Genomic DNA, 19,146 nt, shown 5'->3' on the forward strand with positions numbered 1-19,146 from the left:
GAAACCCTCCGAGAAAACATTATTTATTTTATTATAAAGGAATTTAAGATTTGCCGGAAATGCCGTTTGAGGCAATGTTTGAAGGATACGTCTGCAAATCGCTTAGCTTAAAAGACATAGCCATGTCATTAAACGAAAAAGAAGAGTAAAGGTTTTTAGAAATAACAGGAGGAAATCCCGCATGAGCGGTGTTCAAGTCTACTATTTATGAATGATCATAGATAACATACAGCACATATTCCTTTTAACTTTAGATTACGAAAAGGAAATCATCTATTTTACCAAGGAATGTTTAAATGCATAAATGACAGCCTGGGTCCTGTCCTGTACCTCAAGTTTGCTTAAAATATTGCTTACATGGACCTTGGCCGTTTTTAGGGCGATGAACAGTTCGTCCGCTATCTCCTGATTTGTTTTCCCTTCAGCCATTAATAGCAGGATCTCCATCTCCCGCTTCGTCAACTGCTCGTGGGGAAGTTGTTTATGCTGGTTCCGCATTTTGGCCATCATTTTCCCTGTTACTTCCGGTTCAAGAATGGACTGTCCATGATAGGTTGAACGGACAGCATCAGCAATATCGCCTGCCTTAGAGGTTTTTAACATATAGCTCGTAGCTCCCGCTTCAAGCGCAGGATAAACTTTTTCATCATCAAGGAAACTTGTGACAATAATAATTTTTGCCTCCGGCCACTTTTCAATGATCGCACGCGTCGCTTCAATGCCGTCCATTTCATTCATGACCAAGTCCATCAGAATGATATCAGGTCGCAGTTTTAGGGCAAGCTCGACAGCCGCCCCTCCATCCTCAGCCTCACCAATTACCTCAATATCCGGCTGTACCGATAGATAAGCTGACACACCGATTCGTACCATTTCATGATCATCTACTAGTAAAACTTTAATCATTCTCTTCCACCTCAACCGTCATCGGGACTTTTACTTCCAGCCTCGTGCCTTTATTCGGAACACTGACGATCTTCATGGTCCCGCCTATTTCCATAGCACGCTCATGCATATTTTGCAAACCATAGGAACCAGTTTTTGAATCCTCTATGTTAAAACCGAGTCCATTATCCACGATTCGCATGATAATCAAATCGTCACGCCCGATCAGTAAAACCTCAAGATTTGTTGCTTTAGCATGCCTCAATGTGTTGGAGACAGATTCCTGCAGGATGCGAAATAGATGATCCTCTATTCCCCGGTCTAATAGGATCGGCTCAATTTTCCAGGTAATGTTTATCGGTACCTTTTGGGATAATTCGGTCAAAAGCTCCTGAATTCCTTCCTGTAATGACTTATCACGCAACGGAACAGGTCGGAGATGCAATAACAAGGCTCTCATTTCAAGCTGCGATTGATGGATCATCCCTTCTACCATTTTTAACTGTTTTGCCTCAGCGCTTTTAAGATCAGGCTTTGATTCCGTGATCGCTGACATAAGCATAGATGCAGCAAAGAGCTGCTGGCTCACTGAATCGTGCAGCTCCCTTGCCAGGCGGTTTCGCTCTTGGGAGACGATTTCTTCGATAATTTTTTCCTGCTCCACCACTTTTTCTGCGGTAAGTTTTTGCGAAATTTTTGCCTGCTCGGATAAATGGTTGTGGACTTTCTTCATTCTAGACGATATCGTCTTGAATTCCTGAATGCTATAGGATTCTATCGGCGAAGGGGCGTTTCCGTGTTCAAGCTGGTATAAAGCATCTCCTAAGCCTTGAAGCTGCCTTCTCCAAAACAGTCCGGTGCTAACCCCGAAAATAAGTCCCCCCACCAAGCTTAAAATAGGAACAAAAAGAATAAACGGCATACCCATGATTTTTTTATGCCACAGGAGGTGCCAGTCTTCTGGGGGAAATGCAAAGAAAACCACCGCTGATAGTGAGAACGAAATAATCAATGCAGCGACCATTCCGCTTACAATTTGCCTGGCTAAAATACTCATATCCGTTTCACCTCTAGATTTCCCGTCAAATGCGAGGTGATGATTTTTACTTTCTCGCCTGCATTTTGATAGTCAGCAGTCTGATATGAGATGATTTGGTTGAATGCCATGTTCTCTTGATGCTGAAAAATATGGGCTTTACCGGAAAATACCGAGTGGTGGATGCTTACCTCGATATCATAAGGAACCAGGATCTTTATATTTCCTATCAAGTTTCTAATGGAAATGACAGCTTCCCCTTTAGGAAGTATCGTATTGCTTAAATCAACAATTGTATCGCCTATTCCTCCCTGTATGTTTATATCATTCCACTCGTAGATGTGATCAGGCGTTGTTTGCCTGCCAAATAATTTATTCTCAAATAATTGGCTCTTTTTAAGCAATGGCTCATTCTCACGGTTATCAACGAGAGGTTGAGGTTCAACCAGCAAAGGCTTGATTATTTCAGGATTTTTTTTGGACCGGTAAAAAACTACAATTACATAAACGATTAGAGCAAGAAGGAAAAATTTGAAGATCATCATATTGAGCACAGTTATTACCGTGGCGAATAAACCCGCCCAGAACATGAATCTTCCCCGTTTACGGGCGTAAGACTTCCGGCCATAATAGGCAATTGCAATCGTAAACACAAGGGAGAATAATAAACCCCCGTCAAAAAACACGATTTCTAGAAGCAGCAAAGCCACTCCTACCAATACCATCCAGCTAACATAATCTGTTTTTAGTTGTTTGAACATGGGGTACCTCCCTTCGTAAACTGTTTGTGAATTACAGGTTTGAAATGCACCGTTCAATTATTAAATGAAGATTAATCTTATGAAATAGCTTTAATTATGATAAAATTCCAGATTATTGATATAACCTGAATGACCGATATAACCACTGACATTGTTGATATATTTTCTAAAATATGGATTCAACCTCATCAATTGTTGATTTGATATCATGCCTAAATATTGTTAGAACCCCTGCAATTCAGATATTGCCCCGAATTGTCGATAAACCTAAAAGGCGTAGTAACCTACGCCTTTTTTAGAATACCATGACATCATTAGGAAATAGAATGCGTTTCTTTATTTTTCCTATCTTTTTCAAGTTGTGCAATACGGGCATCAATGGTATTGCAGTGGTGGGCTGAATTAACTTGGTGTTCCAGCCTGTCGAGATAGGACTCCATTTCTTCAAATCGGGCGAATGGTTTGTTTACATAGGCGTCAGATTGTATCACCTGATTGATCCGGTAGCTAGCGCGTGCCATGTTTTCACGGCCCATTAGTTCCATACGTTTAATGTTCATATCCTTCAGCTTATGATTCATTTCTTCGTATTTGCGCTCTAACTCTTGAAGCTGCGTTTCAGCCTTTCGAAGTGCCTCTTTTAGCTTTTGTGCACGCTCTTCATAATGGACACTCTCTTCGACCGCTAATGACTGCAATTCTGCTTCCCCTGCTTGGGCAGCAATTTTCGCCTGGTGACGGCGTTTTTCTTCAAGGCTAGAGGCGTGGTGATATTCCCGGTTGAATTCTTCCTTCAGGAGGAATTGTCGTTCTACCAATTTACGTACCTTTTCCGTTTCCTGCTCACATTGGCGAAGATACTGGTTCAACAAGGCAATCGGATTTTTTTGTTCCTTTTCATCAAGCATTTCATGAAAATCCGCAGCAATTGCGTTTTTAATTCTTGTGAATAAATTACTCATGATCAATCTCTCCTTTTTGTTATCGTTTTAATTCCGCCCATTGTTTTTCAAAATTGATAAAGGGATCTTGCTCTTGTTCCTTGCTGCTTTTTTTCGTTTCATTCCACTTTTTGTAGATCAGGTAAAGCACATAAGCCGCTGCAAGGCCGATGAGGGAAGGTACATTTGCAAGCGATGCCGATATTGCTACCAGGCCGACTAGCCCCCAAAGGATTTTCCCCATTGTGGAGTCTGATTTCACAAATTGTTTAAACACAAAGTATAGGATCACCAGGCTAAGGGCAAGGCCGGCCATTGGCCCAACATTTGCGAGCAGCACGCAGGCCGCTATTCCTCCTGCAAGTAATAAACCGAATTTCTTCATTTTCGACTTCCTCCTTTCATGTCTCTAGCTTATCTGTTTTTCTTTTTTTCCATAATGAACCAGAGCTATATTTTCCTATAAGACTGGAGGCGTAGTAGCCTATGGGCACAAGCAGCACCTCATTGAAAGTTGCGTTGAAGGAGGCCAAATAGCAATATTTTTTTGTTAATAGCAGGATTCTATAAAAAAGAAAAACCCAGTTCTTTACCAGGTTTTTACGTCAATCAGGCTCAAAGCCTGCCTCATTTGTAATTATCGTGTCCTCTTTTACGTGAATCCGCCCTTCGTTTGTTCTTTCGTTTTGAATTCGGTTGGCTAACGGAGCGCCCTTTTCTTCTGTCTCTTTGTGGGGAGTCCCCTCTCTGTTTCCTTCCATTCCCCTTTTTATCTTGTTCATCTTCGCTGCCATTTCGTTTTTCCGGTGATTTGCCAAGGCCTTTCCTATCATGTTTGATTTTGAGATTTTCCGATAATCCGCCCTTACCTTTACGTGCTTCCTTTTTAGCTGCATTGTGATTTTCTTGCGGCCTACGCTGGCCTTTATGTATGGTGCTGGTTTGCGAGTCTCTATTGGGTTTGACTCCCTCTATCACTTTTCGTTCCAGTGTTAGCTTTATCTCCTTTTCAATCGACGCTAATTGCAGCCGATCTTTCGGAGCAATGAACGTGATGGCAATACCTTGTTCGCCAGCTCTGCCCGTCCGCCCAATGCGATGAATATAGCTTTCCGCATCTTCTGGGACATCATAGTTAAATACATGGGTGACACCTTCGACATCTAGTCCTCGTGCTGCCACATCTGTTGCAACCAGTAGTTGGATCGCTGCTTCCCTAAAGCGTTTCATTACTTGCTCCCGTTTTGATTGGGATAAGTCTCCGTGAAGTTCATCTGAAAGGAAACCAGCATTCTTTAGAGCTTCATTCAGTTTGCTGACCCGCCGTTTAGTTCTGCAGAAAATAATCGCCATAAACGGCTGTTCTTCCTTTATTGATTTAAACAAAGTCGCTTGTTTTGCTCTGTCGGTTGTCTCGATCACAGTCTGCTTGATTTGCTCCAATGTAGCGGTTTTATTTTCGATGGAAACCGTAACAGGAGAAATCATAAAACGTTTGGCAATTGACCTTACCTGCTCAGGCATCGTCGCTGAGAAAAGCAGCATTTGTCTTTCTGCCGGGACGATTCCAATAATTTGTTCGACTTCTGGCAAAAAACCGATATGGAGCATTTGATCCGCTTCGTCTAATACAAGAGTGGAAACATAACTCAAATCAAGAGTGCCACGCCTTACATGGTCCAGAAGCCTGCCGGGGGTCGCGACGACTATTGCTGGATTGTTCTTCAATTCTCTAATTTGCCTGTCTACGTCCTGCCCCCCGTAAATGGAAGCAATCCGCATACCATTAACAGTCACCAGTTTACGTAATTCTGTGCTTATTTGAAGAGCAAGCTCCCTTGTTGGGGACACAATAAGAGCCTGGACCTGATTCCATTCTGGTTTCACGTTTTCTATAATGGGAAGTAAAAAAGCAAGTGTTTTACCTGTACCGGTCTGTGCTTGGGCAATAACATCGCTTCCCGCCATAATTTTCGGTATGGACTTCTGTTGTATAGGGGTTGGCTTGGCAATTCCATTATCCTTAAGAATCTTTTGAAGTTCCGAATTTATTCCAAGTTGTATAAACTCCATTTTTTCACCTGCTTCTAGTTAGCTTCGCCTAGTATATCATGAAGTTCTGTATGTAAGTGACGAAAGGCAACCGATTTCAATTTTTGCATTATTTTTAACTCTCCTTATTTGTTGTATTCCACTTAGCGTTTCAAATATAATTTTCATTTAGGAAAATACTAATGGAAGTCTCTTTCACTTTTTCGTGAAATTGTTATGCCTCCAATTAAACTACAGGTGGTTTTTCAGTAAAAAGGAGTGGCAAAATGTTTAACTTAAGAACACGGAACACCAGTGTAAAAACGGAGATCTTAGCAGGTCTCACAACTTTTTTGACTTTAGCTTATATCATAATAGTTAATCCGATGATTTTGTCGGATGCCGGGGTGCCTTTTGACCAGGGTTTTACAGCTACGATCATTGCAACTGTAGTCGGGACGCTCTGTATGGCCTTTTTTGCAAACTACCCCATTATTATCGCCCCGGCGATGGGATTAAATGCTTACTTTGCTTATTCAGTGCTTGGGAATAATGATATCCCTTTTACGATTGCTTTTTCCGCTGTATTTATTACAGGGATCCTTTTTTTAATTCTTTCGCTGACTCGATTCCGCAGTAAACTCATTGAAGCGATCCCTAATAACCTTAAACATGCTATCAGTGCAGGTATCGGTCTTTTTATTACCTTTATTGGACTAAGGCTATCCGGGATCGTCGCTGATCATCCAACGAATCTCGTTACACTGGGCAATTTTAAAGATCCTAAGGTGGCTCTCACTTTAATCGGCATTGTTATTACCATTACTTTAATGACATTAAATATGCAGGGAGCCCTGTTTATTGGCATGATTATTACCGGGGCAATAGCCTATTTTGCAGGACAACTCCATTTTACCAAGGGGATTGTGGCTGCCCCTCATCTTCCTGAAGGATTGGTTGTGTTCAACCCGATCTCTTCAATAAACGATGTGATTGAATACGGTTTGTATGGGGTAGTTTTCTCTTTCTTACTTGTTATGTTATTCGATACAACCGGGGCTTTACTCGGAATCGTAAGGCAGGCTGGTTTATTACAAAATGGGAAGCTCGAGCGGGCGGGCAGCGCCTTTTTTGCCGATTCTATAGGAACAACTGTAGGTGCTATGTTTGGGACAAGCCCTACTGCTGCTTCAGTTGAGTCATCAGCTGGTGTAGGAGCAGGTGGTAAAACCGGATTGACCGGTCTGACGGTAGCTGTCCTGTTTTTCATATCCGCCTTTTTTAGTCCGCTAGTAGGTGCTGTTTCTAACGTTACTGCCATCACAGCTCCTAGTTTAATTATTGTTGGCAGCTTTATGATTAAAAGTATTTCAGAAATTAATTGGCAGGATTTTGATGAAGCTTTCCCAGCATTTTTAGTTATCGTCAGCATGCCTCTTACTTCTAGTATTGCGAATGGAATTGCGCTTGGCTTTATCTCTTATCCAATTATGAAAATAGCCAAACGGAAGTTCCGCGAAGTGCACCCGCTTGTTTATATTTTCGCCATTCTTTTCTTGTACCAGCTTATCTTTCTTGCCAGTTAGTCTTCTTGCAATTTCAAACAGACAGACACAGAAAACCGTTTACTTTGATAGGTAAACGGTTTTCTTAGGCCTAAAAAAGATGCCTGTAGCTACAGACATCCTTCCCCATTTCATTTATTCATTTGCGCGAGAAAATCCCCTAGCAAATCATCTAAGCTTTCTTCTTTGGCGGGTTCCGGTTCATTGTCTTCATCTGAATGTACGGTGGTCACCTGACTCCAATCAAAGTCATCTAGATCGTTATCCTCGACTGAGGTAACGGTCGCTTCACTTGGAGCATCCTTGTGGTCATTTAAGATTCCAGGCATTGTATTTACTTCTTCTTGCAAATACAATGCCTGATCTATTTCCGTAGCATTGCTGTTCATTGATGCCAGCAAGGCGGTAGCTCTTAATGGATCTGATAAAAGCTGATAAACAATGCTTCCTAGCAATGCCTCTGAATGGGCATGTTTGAGCCAATCACGCTGAGTTTTGCTCAATTTATGAGGCAATGGAATCGAGATCATTTCCCTTTCCCTGATGGAACTATTTCCTACCCCTTCCATCACGAACTCTGCTATTTTACTGGAAAAGTTCCTTTTTTCAGTTTCCTTAAGATGTTGAAGCTGCCTTATGATATGGTCAGGAGTATCAGAGGGAAGGCGAAACGTAATTGCCTGCCCTCGTTGTATCCCTGCACCGGTTGACTTTTTCATTTAATCACCTATTTAGTTGTGCCGGCTTTTTGTTCTTCCTTTTTGTTTTCAGGTTTTACCGGTGTTTCTTTAGCATTTCTTCTTATGAAGTCCGAAATTAGCTTATAATAGGCATTGGCCATCATCCAGATGCTTTCCTTTTCATCTTCAAAAAAATCGATATTATAGCCATCAAGGTTATTATTTAGCGTTTTTAAATAATCCTTTAACACAATGGCTCCGCCGCCGATAAAGTAACAGATTTCTGATTGGGAGTTCTTCTGCCAAATATTGCGTAAGTGGCGGTATTGCTTCTTGGCCAGTTCTCCTAGAATCCGGTCCGTAATGTCATGCACGCTCGTGCGGCTTCCTCGGACCATAATGTGGTTCCTGTCATTTTTCTTGGTAATGATTTCAACAACATCCCGCCTGCTGTCCAATTCCACCCCGTGCTTCTTACGGATTTCCTCTCTTATAGCTTCCAGTGCTTCAGCCACACCAAGATTAAATCCCTGCGATTTATCGTCGTCTACCTTTCGATTTTGAATTACAGCAATATCAGTAGATAAACCGCCGATGTCCTGGATCAGAATACGCTTATCAATTAAATCACGGTTAATAATATTTAAATCATTATCCATGACAAGGTTGATATATGCCGCAAAGCCCTCTGGATATACTTTCACTTCGTCAAACTTAATATTGACCTTTAAGCCCTGGTATTTAGGGGTGACCAAGAATTCCACTTGGTGGACAGAGCCAAGTAGACGTGAACGATAGCCGACATCCTTTCCTTCTTTTACTTCACGGAGCGGAAGGCCTGTCCCTAAAGTATAAGTTGCATCCACTACATTATTTGTTTTCCTAAATATCTTAGAGTTTTCCTCTTTCACCGCATCCAATGCCAAAGCCGTGAACAGCATGACCAGGGTTTGATCCTCTTCTGATTTGCTGCTGCCCGGATCCAATTCGGATGGGTTATCACCTTTCGTGGCTAGGCTGCCCACACGGTATATTGCATTATTATCTTGAAGAGCGGGGGAGTGGACCCTGATGTGAATCCCTTCAAGTGGGTTCTGATCATTTAACTCCTCGATTCCGATAACAGGTCTATCCTCTATATCTCTTGCAATTACGTTAGGTATGTATAGTTCAGAATCCAACTTTCCAAACAAAGCTTTGATGGAATCATTTCCAACATCAACAGCTGCAATTCGTGAATTACTCATAAAACCATTCCTTCCTATTTTTAGAGAGTAAACAAAAATTGTGGAAACCACATTACTTTAAGAATATGAAAGTTTCATAGAATGGTCAATACACCTTTAGAAGGATAATAGATTTGTTATTTTGTACACAGTTTTGTAAACAACGAATACAAAGTTGTACACATCCCGTCATAGCCGCATGTATACAACTTTGTTTACTTGTGTACATTTTATGTGTACATTGTATACATTTTTGTTTACTTGTGTACAAAATTTGTATACAAAGATTTTTTTACTAAATTGCAGTTTAATTCTCTTCGTGATCTTCTTTTTTAAACCTAGGTTATATCCATAATCCAGGTGTATAACAAGACATTCTGGGTATGGTAATAAATGGACAGATTGTGTGAATGATGTTCTTTATGTCTCGCAGCACTTATAGAAGCAGAAAATTCCCTAACTACCGTTTAGGAATAGTTTGTACTTTCCTAGAATTAAAAAGGAGGTATTAGAATGAATGGCCGAAATAAAAAAAAACAATTACCACAATTTCCTGAGCCATATTGGAGGGACTTTGTCGCATTACCGGCTTTTCCAAAACTAAAACAAGATATTGAAACTGATGTAGCAATTGTTGGTGGAGGAATAACCGGGATAACTGCTGCCTATCTTCTTTCCAAGGAAGGAATAAATGTCGTTCTAATAGATGCCGGGGAAATTCTAAACGGAACTACCGGCCACACTACAGCAAAGGTTACAGCACAGCACAGCCTGATATATGACGAGCTGATAAAAGATATCGGCGAAGAAAAAGCAAGATTGTATTATGAAGCCAATAAAGAGGCAATGGAATTTGTGGTGAAAACAGCATCTGAGCTACATATAGATTGCGATCTATCATATGAAGATGCGTACGTTTATGCAGGAACAGAAAAGTATGTGAAAAAAATTCAGGACGAATTGAAAGCCTACCAAAGACTGGGTATTCCTGGTGAATATGTCGAAACGATTCCCTTCCCTATTTCATGCAAGGCAGCTCTGATTATGAAAAATCAAGTACAGTTTCATCCGATAAAATATTTGACCGGGATAATTCCTGAAATTATGAATGCAGGCGGAAAAATATTTGAGCATACAACGGCAACAAAAATTGAGGATGGCGAATCACCCCAGATTCAAACAAGCAATGGCAAGACGATCAGCTGTAAATATGTGATTAGTGCCTCCCACTTCCCTTTTAATGATGAAATGGGCTTTTACTTTGCAAGAATGCATGTAGAAAGATCATATGCCCTTGGTATAAAGACAGAAACTGAATTTCCAGGCGGAATGTATATCAGTGCTGACAGCCCTACACGCTCGCTCCGTTATACAAACATGGATGGCGAAAAGCTGATTATAGTCGGTGGTGAAAGACATAAAACAGGACAAGGCATTTCCATGTTCGAACATTATGAAGCGCTTCAGGATTTCAGTGAACAGGTTTTAGGAATTAAAGAAATATTATATCGTTGGTCAGCCCAGGATATGAACACCGTAGATAAGGTTCCATATATAGGCCAAGCTACAGATAACCATCCAAATATTTTTGTGGCAACTGGCTACAGAAAATGGGGCATGACAAACGGTACAGCTGCCGCCTTGTTGTTAAGAGATTTGATTTTGAATAGGGACAATCCATATAAAAATCTATATTCCCCATCCCGATTTTACGCGCAGCCTGGTGTAAAAAATATAGTGAAAGATAACCTCGATGTAGCAAAACATTTTATATCAGGGAAATTTTCCATGGTACAACAAAATCCTGAGGATATTGGGAATGACGAAGCAGGAATTGTCAAAATAAATGGCAATAAAGCCGGCTGTTACCGGGATAAGGACGGTCAGCTGCATATTGTTGATTCAACTTGTACCCACATGGGGTGTGAAGTGGAATGGAACAGCGGTGAAAGGACTTGGGACTGCCCATGCCACGGCTCCCGTTTCTCATTTGACGGAGAGGTTTTGGAAGGCCCTGCAGTAAAACCTTTAAAGAAAGTTGACTTAGAATAGCCCCCAGCTTGGGGGTTTTTGTATTGTAGCCAAGAAATTAACACGTTATCTAATAGTTCAAATATTTAACCTGCTTATTTCCCAAGACCCCCCCGTCAGTAACTTCAAACACATGTCAAATAACAGCCTATCAAACTTCCAATCAAAATATTGATGTAATAACAGGGAATTTTCCACTTGTTTTGCCGTACATTGATTAGTAAATAGTATTTCTGGAAAGCTGGTGGAAAAATGATCAATTCCCCGCCCTATCCCATTGCTCCAACTGCTGCTCCTCATTACATTAAAAAAAAAATGTTAACAGTTTCAGGAGAAGAAACGGTTCAGGCTGCGCCGGATCAGGCTGTTATCACGATAGGAGCGACAACAGAGAATAAGGATCCCGCTAGAGCCCAACAGGATAACGCAGAAATTATTTCCAGAGTAATCAATTTAATCAAGGCTCTAAGCATTCCTGAAAGTCAAATGAAAACCGTTGAATATCGCATCGATCCTCAATATGACCATCCTGAAGGAACACAAATCTTTAAAGGCTACAAGGTTACCCACCTGATTCAAATTACAACCAGTGATATAGGTCAGGTTGGGGAAATAGTGGATACTGCCGTAAAAAACGGCGCAAATACAGTATCGAGTGTCCGATTTACCGTCTCAAACCAGAAGGCCTATTATAACCGTGCCCTTTCATATGCTCTGGAAAATGCAAGGCAAAAGGCCGTTTCAATGGCAAAGACACTAGGCGTCACACTGAATGATAAGCCAGAACAAGTCCAGGAAACCAGCATAGGTCAACCCCTTCCATTTCAAATAGATGCGTATTCAAAAATTGCCGCGGCCTACACTCCAATACAACCTGGAGAACTTAACATATCAGCAGCAGTAAAAGTAGAATACTCTTATACGTAACCTTGAAAGGGACCAGCTTATTAAAGGGGTCCCTTTTCGTCTTCGCCAAAAATATATTCATATACCCTTTAAAAACTCCATTTACCCTACTTATTCACAAAGTTTTCGGACAAAAAGATTACAAGACTATAAAAAGGGTAACTAACTAACTAGACTATTCATTTTATTCGAAGGGGGAAAATGAACAAGCATGAAGATGAAAATCAAGCTGGCTCTCTCATCCCTTTTCCTGCTTATACTGCTTTCAGGCTGTGCAGAAAAAGACGAACTGGATGACGGCTCCAAGCTCATAGATAAGGACACCTTTGTATTTGCAGCTTCCGGAGAATTCAAGCCGTTCAGTTATGTAGAGAATGATATGACATTGACAGGCTTCGATATCGAAGTGGGACGGGCTGTTGCGAAAGAATTAGGCCTTAAGCCGGCACCGAAGCGGATTAAGTTTAAGGGAATTGTAGAGGGAGTTAAGACCGGACGAGCTGATGCAGCCGTTGCCTCTCATACAATCAACCCTCAGCGAAGCAAGCAAGTTGCTTTTTCAACCCCTTACTACTACTCAGGTCCACAAATTTTTGTAAGACCAGACAGCAGCATTAAGACGGTAGAAGATTTGAAAGGACAAGAAGTAGCGGCAGCGAAAGGGTCGACTTATGCATCAGTAGCGGAAAGGTATACAAACAATATCAAAATGTATGACAGCGATATCACTGCCTTAAAAGCATTGAGCGGCGGACGGCATGATGCTGTGATAACAGACTTTGTCACCGGAAAAACCGCCGCCAAGGAAGGCTTCAAAATTGAAGGGCGCCAGCTGATTGAACGAAGCGAGCAGGCCATTGTCCTGCCCAAGGATAACCCACAGCTTTTAAAGCGGGTAAATCAAGCCTTGGAAAACCTCCGCAAAAATGGGACGCTAGCGAAGATCAGCAAGAAATATTTCGGTGAAGATATCACTACCAAGCCTGAATAAATAATAAGAATTTAGAAAGGAAGTTGTGTCCTTGCCTAGTTTTTCACATTTTTATCAAACATTTACGGGCTCTACAAACGTTTTTTTCGACGCTATGATCCTCACCTTGGAGTTGACCGTAGTATCTATTTTAGTAGGAATCATTATTGGCCTTTTCTTTGCCCTTTTAAAAATTTCAAATATTAAGGTCCTCGGTTATATTTCGGATGTTTATATTTATCTTGTACGAGGCACCCCTCTTATTGTGCAAATCTTCATTTTATATTTTGGAATTAGCGGAATTTTTCTCCTCCCTGATTTCTGGGCTGCCTCTCTTGCACTTGCCTTTCATAACGGAGCCTATATTGCAGAAATATTCCGCGGAACCATCCAATCAATCGATAAAGGTCAAATGGAAGCTGCCCGTTCGCTCGGCATGACCAAATCACTCGCACTACGCAGGATCATCATGCCGCAGGCGTTCCGCCGCGCCCTGCCTCCATTGGGTAATCAATTCATTATAGGTTTGAAGGATTCCTCACTCGCAGCCTTCATTTCCATGAATGAACTATTTAATGTTGCGACTACTCTAGGCTCCAACAACTTTGATGAAATGACGTATCTGCTTATCGTTGCCGTTTATTATTTAATTCTCGTAGCCATCCTCACGATCATTGTGAACATGATTGAAAAGAAACTTGCCGTAAGTGACTAATAGGAGGTTCTTCAAGTGGAAGAAAAACAAACCATGATTCGAATAAAAGACTTAAATAAATCCTTCGGAGACCTGCACGTCCTAAAAGATATAAATATAGAAGTTTTCGAGAGCGATGTGGTTTGCTTGATCGGCTCCAGCGGATCCGGAAAAAGCACTCTGCTCCGATGCATAAATTTCCTTGAAACAAAGGATAGCGGCCAAATTTTCATAGGGAGCGACGAAATAAATCCCGAATCTCAGGATATGAATAAGGTGCGGGAAAAAGTTGGTATGGTATTCCAGCATTTTCAGCTTTTCCCGCATATGACGGTACTGGAAAATATCATAGAAGCGCCTGTACACGTTAAGAAGGTTCCGAAAAAACAGGCCATCCAAGAAGCCAAGGAGCTGCTGGCTAAAGTCGGCCTACAGGATAAAGCAGATGTGTACCCAAGCAAGCTTTCCGGCGGTCAAAAACAACGGGTGGCCATCGCGCGGGCCTTGGCTATGAGGCCGGACATCCTGTTATTTGACGAGCCTACGTCAGCGCTCGATCCGGAGCTCGTTGGCGAGGTGTTAGCGACAATGAAAGAGCTTGCGGAAGAAGGCATGACCATGGTTGTCGTCACACATGAAATGGGCTTTGCCCGTGAAGTTGGGGACTGGATTGTGTTTATGCACGGAGGCAGGATCATCGAAAGCGCCTCATCAGAAACCTTCTTCAATAATCCGAAAGAAGAGCGTACAAAGGAATTCCTAAGGACTACGGCTTTAAAATAATAACCATAGGCATGGAAATGACCAAACGTCCATGCCTGTTTCTTATTTTTGCCTGCCTCCCCATTTTCGTTTAATAAAACGTATGAAGGACAAAATCAAGGAATCGGGCATAGTACTCAGCCAAATATTGTTAGATTTCTACAAGTATGCTCTTATAGCAAAATATCAGTACGGATATGACTTTTATCCCAATGTCCAACTTTAACCGGTATCTCGAAGCTTTAAATAACGTCCCCCCCCCCGATTATTATAAAAGGAATGTCTTCCCCTTCCCCTTGCTGACACATTCTTGGAACATGGAAAAATGTCTGTATTTATGATATATATACAGGTAAACTTAAATGAATAGAAACCATGAAAGAGGTTGAACGTAGTTGGAAAATAACTCTCCAAATTTCATTCGCAATATCATAAAAGAAGACCTTGCGAGCGGAAAGCATGATCAGATCATTACCCGTTTCCCTCCAGAACCGAACGGGTATCTCCATATTGGCCATGCGAAATCCATCATTCTGAATTTTGGCGTAGCCGACGAATTTCGCGGAAAGACCAATCTTCGCTTCGATGATACGAACCCTCTTAAAGAGGATGTAGAATATGTCAATTCCATCAAAGAAGATGTGAAATGGCTCGGCTATGAATGGGATAATCTGTTTTTTGCCTCCGATTATTTTAAAGATATGTATGACCGGGCAGTCTTGTTGATTAAAAAAGGTCTTGCATACGTGGACGACCTCTCCGCAGATGAAATTCGTGAATATCGCGGAACGTTGACCGAACCAGGAAAGGATAGCCCTTACAGAAATCGGTCTATCGAAGAAAACCTGGACTTATTTGAACGGATGCGTAATGGTGAATTCAGAAACGGTGAAAAAGTGCTTCGCGCAAAAATTGACATGTCATCTCCTAATATCAATTTGCGTGATCCGGTCATTTACCGTATAGCGCACGCTACGCACCATAATACGGGTGATAAATGGTGCATTTACCCTATGTATGCCTTCGCACACCCGCTTGAGGATGCGATTGAAGGCGTAACCCATTCCCTCTGTACTCTTGAGTTTGAGGATCAGCGCCCGCTATATGATTGGGTAGTTGCTAATTGTGAAATGGAAAGCACGCCCCGCCAATACGAATTTGGCCGTTTGAACCTTTCAAATACTGTAATGAGCAAGCGGAAGCTTAAGCAATTAGTGGACGAAGGCTTTGTCGATGGCTGGAATGACCCGCGCATGCCGACGATTTCGGGTTTAAGAAGACGTGGATATACACCTGAGGCAATCCGGAACTTCTGCCATGAAATCGGTGTATCAAAAGCTGACGGTACTGTGGATTCTATGATGCTGGAGCACTTTGTCCGTGAGGATTTAAAACTTAAGGTACCTCGGACGATGGCAGTTATTAGGCCTCTTAAGGTTGTCATTACTAACTATCCTGAAGGTCAGGTTGAAATGCTGGAGGCAGAAATTAATCCTGAAAATCCAGAGATGGGAACTAGGCAAATTCCTTTTTCACGGGAGATATATATCGAACAAGATGACTTTATGGAGAACCCTCCGAAAAAGTACTTCCGTCTTTTCCCGGGCAATGAAGTCCGATTAAAACATGCTTACTTCATCAAATGTGAAGAAGTCATCAAAGATGAGAATGGCAATGTGGTAGAGCTTCGTTGTACCTATGATCCTGAGACAAAAAGCGGAACAGGCTTCACCGGCCGCAAGGTAAAAGGGACACTCCACTGGGTGGAAGCGAGCAATGCTGTACCTGCGGAAGTTCGACTATACCAGCCGCTAATCCTGGATGAAGAAGAAAATGAAGAGAACGCGGAAAAAACGTTCCTTGAACGGGTAAATCCAAACTCAATCGAGATCCTTCAAGGCTTTGTCGAGCCAAACATGAAAGCTGTACAGCCTCAAGATAAATTCCAGTTCTTCAGACACGGTTATTTTAATGTTGATCCTAAGCTTACTGGTGATGGACAGATCGTCTTTAACCAAATTGTCGAGCTTAAAAGCTCCTTTAAGTTATAATAGGTAAAAGCCTGGTATCCCTAGGGTTCCAGGTTTTTTTGAATTCACACAGCAACTTTCATACACTTCATAAAGGATGGAGCAAATGATTCACTTATTGCCCTTAATGCTGGAACGGGTTGGAGTAATTCTGATAGCCGCTTTTCTTCTTTCCCAAATCAAATCGTTTAGGCGTATCATTCACCATGATGAACAACGGATTATTGAAAAAACCCTGTTAATAGCGGTTTTCGGTATGATTGGCGTAATCAGCAATTATACCGGTATTGAAATTCGCCAAAATTCCGTCTCTGAGAATGCATGGCTTATTCAAATTGAACCTGACAGCGCAATAGCCAATACCAGGATTATGGGGATTGCTATTGGGTCGATACTAGGAGGGCCGCTTGTAGGTTTTGGAATCGGCCTTATTGCAGGGGCACACCGATATATGCTGGGGGGATTTACTGCAGCAGCATGTGCCATCTCTGCTGTTCTTGCTGGCATTGCTGCTGGCTATTTTGGAAAACGCAGAAAGAAAAAGGCACCTATTTCTGCCGGTTTTGCGGTCATGACCGGTGTTCTGATGGAAATTATCCAGATGATGATTATCCTTTTGTTAACGAAGCCATTTCCATTGGCATGGGACCTGGTAAAGGTCATCGGACTCCCGATGATCCTAATAAACGGGTTTGGAACTCTTTTATTTATGTTAATTATTCAGTCCATTCTTAGGGAAGAAGAACGTACCAGAGCCCTGCAGACCAATTTAGCCTTTCATATTGCTGATCGCACACTTCCCTATTTTCGCCAGGGTTTAAACCCGGAATCGTGCAAACAAGTCGCAGATATCATGCATAACCTTACACATGCAGACGCGATTTCCATCACGGATGAAAATAGGGTGTTAGCCCATGTAGGCGCGGCATCTGATCATCATATTCCACTGCAAGGCTTTGCCACAGGACTGACAAAGAAAGTCCTTAAACAAGGAAGGGTCATTACTGCAAAAAGCAAGGAGGAAATCGTTTGCTATCAGTCTTCCTGTCCCCTCCGCGCGGCAGTCGTTCTGCCGTTGAAGGTCCATCAGAATACGGTTGGCACTTTAAAGCTATACTTTGAAAAACCCGACGATCTGAATGAAGTGGAAAAAGAACTGGCTGAAGGATTGGCAAAGCTTTTTTCGACACAGCTTGAACTTGCCGAAGCGGAGAACCAAAGCAAGTTACTGAAGGATGCTGAGATTAAAGCCCTGCAAGCCCAGGTTCACCCCCACTTTTTGTTTAATGCAATCAATACTATCTCCGTCCTTTGCCGGACAGATGCTGAAAAAGCGAGAAAGCTATTGTTGGAGCTTAGCTATTTTTTTCGAAGCAATATACAGGGTGCACGCCACACCCTAATTCCTCTTGAAAAAGAATTGGAGCATGTACAGGCTTATTTATCACTGGAACAAGCCCGCTTTCCGGATAAGTATCATATTACGTTTGAAATCCAGCCCGGACTTGAAGGAAAACTACTTCCTCCCTTTACGTTGCAGCCTTTGGTGGAGAATGCAATTTGCCACGGCTTTCCTCAAGCGAAAAGTAAGGGCGAGGTGAACATTGCCGTATATCAGGAAGACCAATATATGTGTATATGTGTTAAGGACAACGGGAAAGGAATTTCCCCTAAACAATTTGATTCACTCGGGAAACAAGCAGTTTATTCCATGCATGGAACCGGGACTGCGCTCGTAAATATCCGGGAACGGCTAGAAGGTATCTATAATGGAAATGCCTTATTTAAAATAAAAAGTACGGAAGGCTCCGGAACAGAAGTTACAGTCACCATACCTATAGACAGAAAAGGAGTGAATGAGGACCATGTTGCAGGCATTTTTAGTAGATGATGAGCCTTTGGCGCGTGATGAATTGAAATATTTACTGCTCCGTACAAAACAAGTGGAAATAGTTGGAGAAGCAAGCAGCATGGACGAAGCAATGGCCCAAATTCCCTCGATTGCCCCCGATCTTGTTTTTCTCGATATTCAGCTTGCAGAGGACAGTGGACTTCACCTCGCGGAGCAGCTTCACAGATTGGACCAGCCGCCTGCTGTTATTTTTGCTACCGCTTATGATGAATATGCACTTGAGGCATTTGAGTTACATGCAGTAGACTACATTCTAAAACCATTTGATGAGGCTCGCCTTCAAAACACATTAGAAAAAATTTCTAGAATTCGGGCTTTAGGAGACCGAGAAACATTGCCAGAGCGCGAAACCAAAGCAGTAGTGGAGCAAACCGGGAAACTGGCTGTAATGGCGGAAGAAAGGATTATCTTGGTGGATATATCCTCCATTGTTTACATTGGCTCAACAGAAGGGAAAACACTCATTAAAACTACCGAGACTGAGTATAAAATCTCCGATCCGCTTGTACTGCTAGAAAAAAAATTACCATCCGGCTCCTTTGTAAGGGTGCATCGCAGTTTTCTTGTAAACATAAATGCCATTTCAGAAATAGAGCCATGGTTTCATTCAACATATAATTTACTGATGAAAGACGGTTCTAAGGTCCCGGTCAGCCGCACATATGTGAAAGAACTAAAGCAGGTTCTCGGATTCTAACAACCTAAAACCGGCTGAT

Annotated in this window: 17 protein-coding genes; 9 read left to right on the plus strand and 8 right to left on the minus strand. The window is 42.0% G+C overall.

All coding sequences use genetic code 11. The features are described from left to right. Positions 1-273 precede the first annotated feature (273 nt). From CUU64_RS01405 to CUU64_RS01430, 6 genes are all read right to left on the minus strand, one after another. A complete protein-coding gene (locus CUU64_RS01405; RefSeq protein WP_101631486.1) occupies positions 274-906 on the minus strand; it encodes a response regulator transcription factor in 633 nt (210 codons plus the stop codon). Further along, positions 899-1,942, minus strand: a complete 1,044-nt coding sequence (locus tag CUU64_RS01410) for a sensor histidine kinase (protein ID WP_101631487.1) — start codon at positions 1,940-1,942, stop codon at positions 899-901. The genes CUU64_RS01405 and CUU64_RS01410 overlap by 8 nt, the downstream gene beginning before the upstream one ends. Next, a complete protein-coding gene (gene liaF / locus CUU64_RS01415) occupies positions 1,939-2,682 on the minus strand; it encodes a cell wall-active antibiotics response protein LiaF (RefSeq protein ID WP_101631488.1) in 744 nt (247 codons plus the stop codon). The genes CUU64_RS01410 and liaF overlap by 4 nt, the downstream gene beginning before the upstream one ends. A 314-nt stretch (positions 2,683-2,996) precedes the next feature. After that, the gene (locus tag CUU64_RS01420) at positions 2,997-3,644 is read right to left on the minus strand and encodes a PspA/IM30 family protein (RefSeq protein WP_101631489.1); all 648 of its coding nucleotides are present in this window, start codon (positions 3,642-3,644) and stop codon (positions 2,997-2,999) included. Positions 3,645-3,663: 19 nt separating this feature from the next. After that, positions 3,664-4,008, minus strand: a complete 345-nt coding sequence (locus CUU64_RS01425) for a lmo0954 family membrane protein (protein ID WP_101631490.1) — start codon at positions 4,006-4,008, stop codon at positions 3,664-3,666. A 242-nt stretch (positions 4,009-4,250) separates the two neighbouring features. Further along, positions 4,251-5,696, minus strand: a complete 1,446-nt coding sequence (locus CUU64_RS01430) for a DEAD/DEAH box helicase (RefSeq protein WP_101631491.1) — start codon at positions 5,694-5,696, stop codon at positions 4,251-4,253. Between the two features lie 245 nt (positions 5,697-5,941). Here CUU64_RS01430 and CUU64_RS01435 point away from each other — a divergent pair, with 245 nt between their 5' ends. Then, positions 5,942-7,240: an NCS2 family permease gene (locus CUU64_RS01435; protein WP_101631492.1), complete on the plus strand. Its 1,299-nt coding sequence runs from the start codon at positions 5,942-5,944 to the stop codon at positions 7,238-7,240. Between the two features lie 110 nt (positions 7,241-7,350). On the opposite strand, the gene CUU64_RS01440 is transcribed toward CUU64_RS01435, so the two are convergent. Further along, a complete protein-coding gene (locus CUU64_RS01440; RefSeq protein WP_101631493.1) occupies positions 7,351-7,938 on the minus strand; it encodes a hypothetical protein in 588 nt (195 codons plus the stop codon). A gap of 8 nt (positions 7,939-7,946) precedes the next feature. Further along, positions 7,947-9,146: a ParM/StbA family protein gene (locus CUU64_RS01445; RefSeq protein ID WP_101631494.1), complete on the minus strand. Its 1,200-nt coding sequence runs from the start codon at positions 9,144-9,146 to the stop codon at positions 7,947-7,949. A 492-nt stretch (positions 9,147-9,638) separates the two neighbouring features. Here CUU64_RS01445 and CUU64_RS01450 point away from each other — a divergent pair, with 492 nt between their 5' ends. From CUU64_RS01450 to CUU64_RS01485, 8 genes are all read left to right on the plus strand, one after another. Continuing rightward, complete coding sequence (locus CUU64_RS01450; protein ID WP_101631495.1) at positions 9,639-11,177, plus strand: FAD-dependent oxidoreductase; 1,539 nt, start codon at positions 9,639-9,641, stop codon at positions 11,175-11,177. Between the two features lie 231 nt (positions 11,178-11,408). Continuing rightward, a complete protein-coding gene (locus CUU64_RS01455; protein ID WP_101631496.1) occupies positions 11,409-12,083 on the plus strand; it encodes an SIMPL domain-containing protein in 675 nt (224 codons plus the stop codon). 190 nt (positions 12,084-12,273) lie between these two features. Then, on the plus strand, positions 12,274-13,053 hold the full coding sequence (locus tag CUU64_RS01460; RefSeq protein WP_101631497.1) for a transporter substrate-binding domain-containing protein: 780 nt from the start codon (positions 12,274-12,276) through the stop codon (positions 13,051-13,053). Between the two features lie 31 nt (positions 13,054-13,084). Then, entirely contained in the window at positions 13,085-13,747 is a 663-nt protein-coding gene (locus tag CUU64_RS01465) for an amino acid ABC transporter permease (protein ID WP_101631498.1), read from the plus strand. Positions 13,748-13,780: 33 nt separating this feature from the next. Beyond that, positions 13,781-14,509 carry an amino acid ABC transporter ATP-binding protein gene (locus CUU64_RS01470; protein WP_101631570.1) on the plus strand — a complete coding sequence of 243 codons (729 nt, stop codon included), beginning with the start codon at positions 13,781-13,783 and terminating at the stop codon, positions 14,507-14,509. A 374-nt stretch (positions 14,510-14,883) separates the two neighbouring features. Further along, positions 14,884-16,539 (plus strand): glutamine--tRNA ligase/YqeY domain fusion protein, encoded by a 1,656-nt coding sequence (locus CUU64_RS01475; RefSeq protein ID WP_101631499.1) that lies wholly within the window; start codon positions 14,884-14,886, stop codon positions 16,537-16,539. 85 nt (positions 16,540-16,624) lie between these two features. Next, positions 16,625-18,409 carry a sensor histidine kinase gene (locus tag CUU64_RS01480; protein ID WP_101631500.1) on the plus strand — a complete coding sequence of 595 codons (1,785 nt, stop codon included), beginning with the start codon at positions 16,625-16,627 and terminating at the stop codon, positions 18,407-18,409. Beyond that, complete coding sequence (locus tag CUU64_RS01485) at positions 18,384-19,127, plus strand: LytR/AlgR family response regulator transcription factor (protein ID WP_101631501.1); 744 nt, start codon at positions 18,384-18,386, stop codon at positions 19,125-19,127. The genes CUU64_RS01480 and CUU64_RS01485 overlap by 26 nt, the downstream gene beginning before the upstream one ends. Positions 19,128-19,146: the final 19 nt, after the last annotated feature.

This window comes from Bacillus sp. V5-8f (assembly GCF_002863565.1).
Taxonomy (GTDB): Bacteria; Bacillota; Bacilli; order Bacillales; family DSM-1321; genus Peribacillus.